Source organism: Steroidobacter sp. (genome assembly GCF_016790065.1).
Taxonomy (GTDB): Bacteria; Pseudomonadota; Gammaproteobacteria; order Steroidobacterales; family Steroidobacteraceae; genus Steroidobacter.
On record NZ_JAEUPY010000736.1, the window covers coordinates 1 to 9570 of the forward strand.

Consider the following 9570-nt stretch of genomic DNA (forward strand, 5'->3'; position numbering starts at 1 on the left):
CTGGCGCAACGATGTGAGTTTACAACTCACTCATACCCTGCTCGACGGCGAGAATTTCGAAAGCCGGCGTTCACTCATGTTACAAACGACGCGGCAGCTGAGCCCCACCCTGTACGCTCGCGCTCGTTATCGTTTCAACGACATCGAAGGTTTCGACGACTACAGCGGCCTGACCGGCCAGCGCCACGAAGCCGGCGCGAGCTTGGATTGGAATCGCGATGCCTGGGACATCGGCATCGAATATCGAATCGAAATCGGCGACTACGACGACGACTCGTTGTCCGCTACTCGGCATTTGTTACGAGCCGACATCGAACGCATGTTCGGCGCCGACTGGACGGTGCTGTTCGAAGTTTCTCGGCGACACAGCGATTACGATAACGACGGCTCCGAAGATCGTTCCGAAGTGTCGCTGGCATTGACCCGCACGCTGTCGAGCCGCTGGGATTTGGTGCTGCGTCACACTTATACCGACAACGACGCCGACCAAGCTGAATTCGACTATCGCGGCAATCGTATATCTCTCGGCGTCGAAGCCGCTCTATAACAGCAACAAGAAAACTCAGTACAAGCTTTCGCGGCGCGACACATCACGCGCCTTTGTCTCGCAGCTCACACGAATATCACCTACGCCGGAACGAGCCCGCCTGCTGGCGCGTTCATCGCTCGCACAATTTACAAGTACGAAGTTTCGGGTGCGACCTTGCCCAAATTTCTATTAGTGGGCCCTTACGACCCACACTGCGGGGAATACACCTTTCTGGCGCCGCCATTAGGTGTGTGGCGATTGGCTGGCGTACTGGCCGCGCATGGCGTCGACGTTAAAGTCTTTGATCCCAACTGTTGCATCGGCCCACCCGACCGCGCGTTGGAACGAGAAATGTTGCGAGACACCTGGGACGTCATCGGCATTTCAACCACCGGCATGACCTTGAAGTTCGACCTGGAATTAGCGCATCTGGCGCGCCGGCTCGAACCCAAAGCATTGATGGTCGCCGGCGGCATGGAAGCCACGTTTCGTCCCGAACTGATGTTCGAGCTAGGCCCCTTCGACCGCGTGATTCTGGGCGAAGGCGAACATCCGCTGTTAGAAATCGCGTCCCGCTTGCGAACTAAACAAATGTTGGGCGGCATCGTCGGTACGGTCGAACGCCGCGAGGACGGCAGTTTGCTGCGCATACCGCAAGCGGCTATGACTCATGAGCAACTGCGTGCCGCAATCTTCGCCACACCTTATGAAAACATGCCGTACGAAGCGTATTGGGATCGGCTCGAAGCCGCCTATCGCGTCGGCAGCTTACCTACGAAGGCTGCGCGTGAAGCAACGCTCGCCGAAATTCGCTCGGTGCGTTTGATCACGCTCAACTACTGCCCGATGGGCTGCACCTTCTGTTCTTCCACCAACTTTCTGCACGAAGCTCAAGGCAGCGTCGCACCCATCGCAAGATTGGGTGCCGAAGAATGTTTGTCGATGATCAAGCGCATCGTCGCCACCCATCCGCGAGTGCGCACCATCATTTTCCAAGACGATATTTTTGTGTTTTCCAAGGATCGTCGTGTGCTGCCATTGTGCGAAAGCATCGTTGCCGCCAAACAGGCCGGCGAGCTGCCCAAGGATTTGCAGTTCATCAGCACCAATCGTATCGATGCAATGACGGAGGAACGGCTCAGCGCCATGCGTCGCGCCGGCTTTCGAGTGCTGGGCTTCGGCATCGAAAACTTCTCCCGCAATGTGCTGAACGAATTCAACAAGGGCCAGATTCATCGCCACATCGCTCCGATGCTGAGCGCAACGCTCGAGCTCGGCATTACGCCGTTCCTGGATTTGATTCTGAGTTCCCCCCGCGCGACCTTGGACGATGTCGCGGAGACGCTGCGTGAAGCATACCGATGGCTCCGACAAGGATGTGAGGTCGGCATGTATCCCTATGTGATTCCCTTCTCCGGCGCCGCCTTCGCGCGCGACCCGGCATTGCGTCCCCACACCGAGTACGCGCATCGACATATCGAAGGCACTGCTATTGAGTGGGATCAGGCGGCCAAGATCCTGCCCATTGACGCCACGGTGCGCGAAGTCATCCTGCAGATCGAGCGTAACTTCGAAACCATGCTGGCCGAGTTACAACCGCGTGTGGCGCATATGCCCTCTCGGCTGCGTTCGCTGATCTGGATTCTGGCGGGCGTGCCGGTGTTGGCCGAGCATGGTATCGAGATCGCCTCTGAGCAGGAGGTGCGCGCCGAGCTCGAATCTCGCTTGCCTCAGACTCGGAGGGCGGCGGCCATTCGCGCCGTCGCAATCGCGTGAAATTCAATACCCCTTGGAGCCTGTTGGCACCCCTGGGGGTTTGCGCGCTACTGGCGGGGTGGATCGCTCTGTCGGCAGCGAATCTCCAGACGGCCAGCTTCTCGCTACTGGTCTATGGTCTCGCGAATCTGATCGTTTACACCGACGCACTCGACTTCATCCTGCGCTTGCATGTGCGACGCCGGCACATCGCCACCGCCCCCACCGAAGAGAATCGTCATCTTTCCATCGATCTGGCAGGAGCGTTGCCTGCAGGCGCGAGGCAACTCGTGCCAGTGCGGCCGTACGCCATCATCGCGTCCATTCATAACTTGGAACCGTTGCTGGATGAGTTCATCGATGCCTTCGCCGCCTATCGCGACAAAGTCTGGTTGATCAGTGACGGCTCAACCGATGCCACAGTGCTTCGCTTACGTCACAGCGGCTGGCGCGTTTTCGATGACGGCGTGAATCGTCGTAAACCCGGCGCGATCCGCCGCTTGTTGGAACGCTTGCCGCCGCATATCGAGACGGTGATGGTGGTCGATCCTGACATTCGTATTCGCGGCAAGAACGGGGGCAGCCGGATCGACTTCGAGCGCTTTGTTCGCGACTTCCAGCAATCGGGCGCAGCAGCTGTCTGCCCGCGAGTAATGATCGAGCCCGACGGCTTCCTGGCTCGCTTCCAGGCGTTTGAGTATGCACTGGCGTTTCGCATCGGCCGCGAAAGCCTGGCCGACTACAGCATTACTTCCGGTGTGTCCTGCTATCGGCGCAACGCTCTGGAACGCGCACTCGCCGAGCACTCGCTGTCGGTGTACGCGGAAGACTTGCAGAACGCGCTGATCCTGCTGAGTCACGGCGAACGCATCTACTACGACGGTCGGCTAGTCGTCAGCACCGAAGGCCCAGGCAACGTGCCGCGTTGGTTCTCGCAGCGCGTGGGCTGGTACTACGGACTGGTGAAGGTCTATATCGAGCGCTTCAAAGAAGTCTGGCGCATCAGTCGGCGCACGCCGTTCGCCATGTATCACTTCGTGTTCTATCTGGGCGGGCTGTCGCTGATCGTGCATCCGCTGAAAATCGTCAGCGCGCTATTGCTGATACTGAGCTTCATCAGCGGCTTCGACAACTTGTTCCTGGCGAACATCCTGCCGCGCAATTCGCTGATCAATCCGAACTATTTCATGGCCGCCATCGGCAGCTATCTGGCGCTGGGCGTGTTCGCATTGTTCACCGTCGTACCTAAACAGGAACGCGCCTACATCGCTCCCATCGTGCCGCTGTACTTGTTCTATGCCCTGACTCACATCGCACCGATGACAGTGGGCTACGTCAATTGGATCACTGTGAAGCTGTGGGGTCGCCGCGTTTACCGCGATCACTACGAGCCGATGCCGAGCGCCAGCACCTCGCTGCCACTCGAAGAGAAAACCAGTCTCATGCGGAAGGCCTCATGAACGGCGTGCCCGCACCCGACCGCTACGTCCCCGACCACTACTGGGAGGATCGCGCGCGCCGTTTTGCCGCGCAGGGTTCGGGACTCGCGGCAGTCTGTTCGTACGGCATGCCGGAGTTCTACAACCGGATGATTCATTGGAGCCAGTATCTGGCGCTCCGGCCGTGGCTCGATATCGAACCCGGCACTCGCGTGCTCGATGTTGGCTGCGGAGTTGGACGTTGGAGTTCGCTGTTGGCTCAGCGCGGCGGCGTGGTCACGGGCATGGACCTGAGCCCGACCATGATTGCCGAGGCTCAGCGTCGTGCCGAAGTCAAAGGAGTTGCGAGCCGCTGTCGTTTTCTGGTGCAAGACCTGGCGCAATTGGATGCCGGCGAAGCCTTCGACTTGATCGTCGGCGTGACAGTGCTGCAGCACATTCTCGATCCCAAAGCATTGCGCTCGGCCGTGCAACGAATGGCAGATCACCTGGCACCCGGCGGTCGCATGGTGTTGCTGGAAGCAGCCCCGGCCACTATCGCAGAACACTGCGATACCACCGTGTTCCGAGCGCGGCAACGACACGTTTATCTGGATCTGTTCAAACAAACTGGCTTCGAGCTGCGTGCAATCAGCGGCGTCGATCCAGCACCGTTCAAGACGTGGCTGCTGCCTCATCTGCGCGGCCTGCCAAGAGCGCTCGGCATGTCGGCATTGGCCGGCGTGACCTTGCTTTCCACGCCCATCGATGTGCTGTTCGGTCGATTCGCCGTGCAGCGTTCATGGCACGCGGTATTTGTCTTGCAGCGTACTGGAGACGACCATGCCGCTTAGCCGTCGCTCAGCCGTGTCCATCGCGGTGTTCGTGTTGCTCGGAGTATTCGTTGGGCTGGGGTACTGGTACGAGTCGCGCCAGGTGAAGCCGGGCCAGATCGCGAACAGTCCTTCCATCGATGTCACGAGCGCCGACGATCGCGGCCCCGGCACACTGCGTGAGGCGCTGTTCAAAGCGACCGCGTCCGCTGCCGAAGTCACCATTACGTTGAAGGTGCCGAAGATCACCTTGGCCTCCACGTTGCCGCCGTTCGCCAACGCCCGGGGCATTCGACTCGTCGGGGCGGCACAAGGCACGGAGATCGACGGCGATGCGCTGCCTGCCGGCGCCGTGCTCGATGTGGCCGGCACCAACGTTACCTTCGAAGGTGTGCGCATCCGCAACTGCAAGGCCACCGGCATCGTTCTGCGGGCCGAGCGTTTCACGCTGCGCGGCGCCGACATCGAAGGCTGCGACGTCGGCATCGACGTGGCCGAGAACGCCAACCAAATCATGCTGGAGCGGAATCGATTCGCGAAGAATCGAGTCGGCGTGCGCTTCGCCGCGTCCAACCGTAACGGAGTGGTGGTCAAGAACGAGTTCAGCGAACATCGTGACGCCGGCCTCTGGGCAGTGCGAAGCGAGCCCGACGAGCGCGGCTCAGCCATCACTGTGCGTGACAATCGCTTCACCAAGGAACGCATCGGCATTCTCACCGCCAACGTTGCCGTGCTGGTGGAACGCAACGAGTTGCTCGATTCGCGTGAAGCCGCCATGCAGCTCATGGGCACGGGTGCGGTGGCCAGAGGCAATCGCATCAGCCGAGGCGCAGCCATGGGCATCGTGGTCGAGAATGCGCGCGCCGCCGTCATCGAAGAGAACGAGTTCGATGGCTTCGCGGCCTACGGCATCATGCTGAAAGGTTCAGCCGACACGCTGGTACGCGCCAATCGCGTTCATAACAGCGGTTACGGCCTCGCATTCGTCCTGGGAGTGCCGCGCAATCCCAGCAGCGCCATCGAGAACACCATCATCGAGCCCAAGTTCAACGGCATCGATGTGATCGGCGACTCGCCCATTCTCCGTAACAACCAAGTGGTTCGACCCCGAGCATTGGCCCTCAAAGTCATCGACTTCCAACCCGAGGACGGCAGTCCGAAAGTTCGCTCGGTGCCGTTCCTGGAAGGCAACAATTTCAGCATCGGTGGCGCCACGGTGGCGGTCGGCGATGCGAAACAGTCCGTCGTACAGCGATGAACATCGGCGACACCCAGTCGATCCCCGCGCCGACCTGGAGCGACCCACGCATCCATCTCTTGGATGACACATGGCTGCTCGCCATCTTCGCGATCCTGCTGGCGACCGTGGTGCCGTGGTTGGTGAGCGCCCTTGACATCAACTTTGTCGCCGCCTGCCTCGGTTTGCTCGCACTCGGTGCCATCCATATTGCATTCACGGTAGTCGGCAAGCCCGCGCAAATCGGTGAGCGTCGACCGATTCTCACGGTGTTACACATCGCCGGCATCGTAGTGGTCGGTTTCATTTGGTTGAACGCCGGTGGCTTACAGAATCCAGCCTTCCTGCTGGTGTTTTCGATACCGGTGGTCGGTGCAATCTTTTTATCGCGCTGGCAACCCTATTTGATGGCCATGCTGGCCATCGTCGTCGCAGGTATGGTCGCGTTGGCGCAAGCGCCGGAGCTGCGTTGGTATGTGCCCGGCCTCAACGCCCTCGGTGCATCACTTGCCGCGGTACTCGGTCAGCAAGGCGCGAGCTCAACGTTCCCCGGCTTCTATGCGCCGTCCGCATACTACGCCGTGCTGTTGCAGGTCTTTGCGATCTTGTTGATTGCCTGCGCCGTCGCGGCGGAATATCTGGGCACGATCTTCGAACGCTTGCACTCCCATGTGGATATGGCGCGTGCTGAAGCGGAACGCGGCCAGGAATTCTGGACCACGCTGGTCGAAGCCATGCCGTTTCCCGCGCTGCTGGTCGACAGCGATACGTTGCAAGTCGTTTGCGCCAGTCACCGATCTTCGCGCTTTCACAACGCCGAGTCCGCCAGTGGCCGTGCCTTGTTCGAGATCATTCGCTTCTCCTACCCAGAGATGGTGCAAGAACTGATCACCGGCACCGGCGGTGTGGTGCCGCTGAGCATGATCAAAGTTGATGACCGGCTGCGCGCCACCGAAGTCCAGGTGCGCCATCTCACCCAGACAGGGCGTCGCTTCGCGTTGGTGGTCATTCACGATAAGACTGAAGAGTTCACAGCACACGCTGCACTCGACGTGAGCGGTCAAGCGATGCTGGTGCTCGACTCCCAAGGTCGGCTGCTGTCCTTCAACAAGCCGGCGCAGGCCCTGTTCACCGCGCTCGACAAAGATGCCGATGCGGCTCAGCTGCTATCGCTCGGTGGCATGCCGCCGCGCTGGTGGGAGCCAGGACTGACTGGCCGTCGCAAGATGCACATCGAGATCGGCCCGCGCGTGTATCAAGTCACCTGCTCCGCTTCGCCACTGCCCGGCGAGGACGAGCGGCTCTATATCGTCGCCTTCCTACCCATGGGGCGCGCCGCCATCGGCGAGCGCAGCGACATCGACGGTCCCAAGACCAGCCACTCCAATCAAACGTTGGTGACACCGCCATGAGGTTTGAACTCGCCCTCCTGTGCTTAGCGTCGTTAGCGGCCACCGTGCCCGTCATGGCCGCAGAGATCGACGCACGGCCGCCGGACAAGCTGACGCTGTCCGGCAACGGCTCGCGACTCACCGATGTCGGCGTCGATGAAGATGGCTACGGCGGCTCACTCAACTATCTGCACTACTTCACGCCCGACGTGATCGTCGGCGTGGGCGGCGAACATCAAGCCATCGCTGACTCGAGTTGGTCGTTCGGCTCGATCCGCGCCGCCGTGGGCCATGGCGACTCGGCCTCCCGACTCACCGTGTTCGGCGAATTTCATTATGGCGACGGCGATGAGAACGACCGCAAGTTCGACTATCAAATCGGCGTGCTGGGCCTCAGCAAATCATTCACCAGCAAATTCTCGGTACAGCTGGAAGGCCGCCAGATCGACATCGACACCAGCCACGGTAATTTGCCCAAACTGGGGCTGACCTACTTTTGGTCACCGCGCCTGTCCACCAGCGTGTCCTACGCCGATTCGGTCGGCGGCAATCTGGGCACCGAAATCGCAACAGTGCGCCTCGATCACTACGGACAGCACGTGAACTTCTTGATCGGCGCCGCCGCTGGCCGTGCCGATCCGAGCGTGCTCAACCTGCAACCCGGCGTGACATTGCCCGTGCAGGATTTGAAGCAAGGGTTCATCGGCATCGGCAAAGTATTTGCCAAGGGCGAGGTGCAATTGCTCGGCGACTACTTGGAATTGGAGAGCAGTGAAAAGGTCACGGTGACCTTGAGCTTCACGGCGTACTTGGGATCGCGCGGCCGGGCTCCATAAGCGCTGGCGACACGATGAAACTGGCATTCCTAAAACGCGGCTCGCAATGGCTGCCCACCGTGCTGGTGCTGGCAGTCGTGGTGCTGGCCGGTGCCAGGCTCATCACCTTGAGCGTCGGCGCGCGCGCCGAACAGATGCGCGCCACCGCCGGCACGTTGGTCACGACCTACAGCCGCACCGTCGAACGCCAGCTACAAACACTCGCGCAACGCGACCGTCGCGAAGGTAGCGCCGCCGAGCTGGATCAATTGCTGTCCAAGCTGCAACTCAATCGGCTGGTCGATCCCGAATACGACTTTGAGCTGGCCAAGATCGATGCCGGCGGCAGCGCGCCGCGAGTCTTTGTCAGCAGCCGAATCGAGCCGCTCGACGACGCCATCGTCAGTCGCATCCGCATCCCCGAGGGCTATGCGCAGGAGTTGCCCGGCGGTTACGTGCAACTGGCCCTGCGCCCGAAGTCCGGTTGGTATCCGGCACGTGAACTCGCGGCTGCCATCGCTTTGTTGGCGGTGGTCGCATGGCTGCTGTCGTTCGCAACTCACGATCTCGTTCACAGCTTGCACCGCGCACGTGACGCTCTCGCGCTGTCGCGTCGTCAGCTACAAGCCACCAATCGCAAGCTCGCGCTACAAATCGAGGAGCGCGAAAACCTGCAAAAGAGCTTCGAGCATTCGCGCTATCACGACGCGTTCACCGGCCTGCCGAATCGCCGCTACTTCATGGATCAGCTCGACCGCGCGCTACGCGAAGTCCGAACACGCAAGCGGCAACGGCTCGCGGTCATGCTCATCAACATCGACCGCTTCAAGCTGATCAACGACTCGCTGGGTCACACCGCCGGCGACGAACTCGTGGTGCAAGCGGCACGACGCTTCCAGAAAGCGACGGCGCAGCTCGAATGCGTGCTCGCTCGTTGGAGCGGTGATCAGTTTGCGGTGCTGGTGTTCGACATAGCGTCCGCGGATGGCGCACTCGACATCGCCAGCACGCTGCAACAGACGCTACAGCCACCATTCGAACTGAGGAAACATCGGATCAATGCCGCCGCTCGCGTCGGCGTCACCTGTATCGACTCTGGTTTGCAACGTGCCGAGGAAGCCGTTCGTGAAGCCGATATCGCGCTCTCAGTCGCGAAACGTCACGACACCGCCACGGCGGTGGCATACCAGCCCGCCATGGGTGGCAGTGCCGCCAGCCTGGTGAGCTTGGAAGCCGACTTGCACGTCGCGCTCCAGCGTCGCGAGCTACACATGATGTATCAGCCCATCGTCGATCTGCGCAATCGACGCGTGGCCGGCGCCGAATCGTTGTTGCGTTGGCGCCATCCCATCGAAGGCATTCTGACGCCGGATAAATTCCTGGCCCTGGCTGAAGAAGTCGGCTTGATCGTACCCATCACGCGCTGGACCATTCTGCAGGTCTGCACCCTGGCAGCGGAGTGGCGTCATCGGCTGCCGCCGAATCGCGATTTCTATTTGTCGGTAAACGTGTCAGGCAGCGCGCTGCGGGATCCGGAGTTCACTGCATATGTGGAACGCGTGCTGAAGGACACAGGCCTGCCGCCGGAAATC

Annotated in this window: 8 protein-coding genes; all 8 read left to right on the forward strand. The window is 60.7% G+C overall.

Features of this window, described 5'->3' with window-relative positions; translation table 11 throughout:
• Positions 1 to 547: outer membrane beta-barrel protein (locus JNL55_RS29890; protein ID WP_293863226.1), on the forward strand; the 547-nt coding region annotated here is incomplete at its 5' end.
• A gap of 174 nt (positions 548 to 721) precedes the next feature.
• Positions 722 to 2305: a B12-binding domain-containing radical SAM protein gene (locus JNL55_RS29895; RefSeq protein WP_293863238.1), complete on the forward strand. Its 1584-nt coding sequence runs from the start codon at positions 722 to 724 to the stop codon at positions 2303 to 2305.
• The gene (locus JNL55_RS29900; protein WP_293863228.1) at positions 2302 to 3744 is read left to right on the forward strand and encodes a glycosyltransferase family 2 protein; all 1443 of its coding nucleotides are present in this window, start codon (positions 2302 to 2304) and stop codon (positions 3742 to 3744) included. The genes JNL55_RS29895 and JNL55_RS29900 overlap by 4 nt, the downstream gene beginning before the upstream one ends.
• Positions 3741 to 4556, forward strand: a complete 816-nt coding sequence (locus JNL55_RS29905) for an SAM-dependent methyltransferase (protein WP_293863229.1) — start codon at positions 3741 to 3743, stop codon at positions 4554 to 4556. The genes JNL55_RS29900 and JNL55_RS29905 overlap by 4 nt, the downstream gene beginning before the upstream one ends.
• On the forward strand, positions 4546 to 5793 hold the full coding sequence (locus JNL55_RS29910; RefSeq protein WP_293863230.1) for a nitrous oxide reductase family maturation protein NosD: 1248 nt from the start codon (positions 4546 to 4548) through the stop codon (positions 5791 to 5793). The genes JNL55_RS29905 and JNL55_RS29910 overlap by 11 nt, the downstream gene beginning before the upstream one ends.
• Entirely contained in the window at positions 5790 to 7184 is a 1395-nt protein-coding gene (locus tag JNL55_RS29915; protein ID WP_293863232.1) for a hypothetical protein, read from the forward strand. The genes JNL55_RS29910 and JNL55_RS29915 overlap by 4 nt, the downstream gene beginning before the upstream one ends.
• A 53-nt stretch (positions 7185 to 7237) precedes the next feature.
• Complete coding sequence (locus JNL55_RS29920; protein ID WP_293863234.1) at positions 7238 to 7999, forward strand: hypothetical protein; 762 nt, start codon at positions 7238 to 7240, stop codon at positions 7997 to 7999.
• 14 nt (positions 8000 to 8013) lie between these two features.
• A partial coding sequence (locus JNL55_RS29925) for a putative bifunctional diguanylate cyclase/phosphodiesterase (protein WP_293863236.1) occupies positions 8014 to 9570 on the forward strand: 1557 nt, incomplete at its 3' end.

What these genes read in the sequence shown, in the direction of transcription:
- JNL55_RS29905 (WP_293863229.1), top strand. Translation starts at nt 3,741, where the DNA reads ATGAACGGCGTGCCCGCACCCGACCGCTACGTCCCCGACCACTACTGG.
- JNL55_RS29910 (WP_293863230.1), top strand. Translation starts at nt 4,546, where the DNA reads ATGCCGCTTAGCCGTCGCTCAGCCGTGTCCATCGCGGTGTTCGTGTTG.
- JNL55_RS29915 (WP_293863232.1), top strand. Translation starts at nt 5,790, where the DNA reads ATGAACATCGGCGACACCCAGTCGATCCCCGCGCCGACCTGGAGCGAC.
- JNL55_RS29920 (WP_293863234.1), top strand. Translation starts at nt 7,238, where the DNA reads ATGGCCGCAGAGATCGACGCACGGCCGCCGGACAAGCTGACGCTGTCC.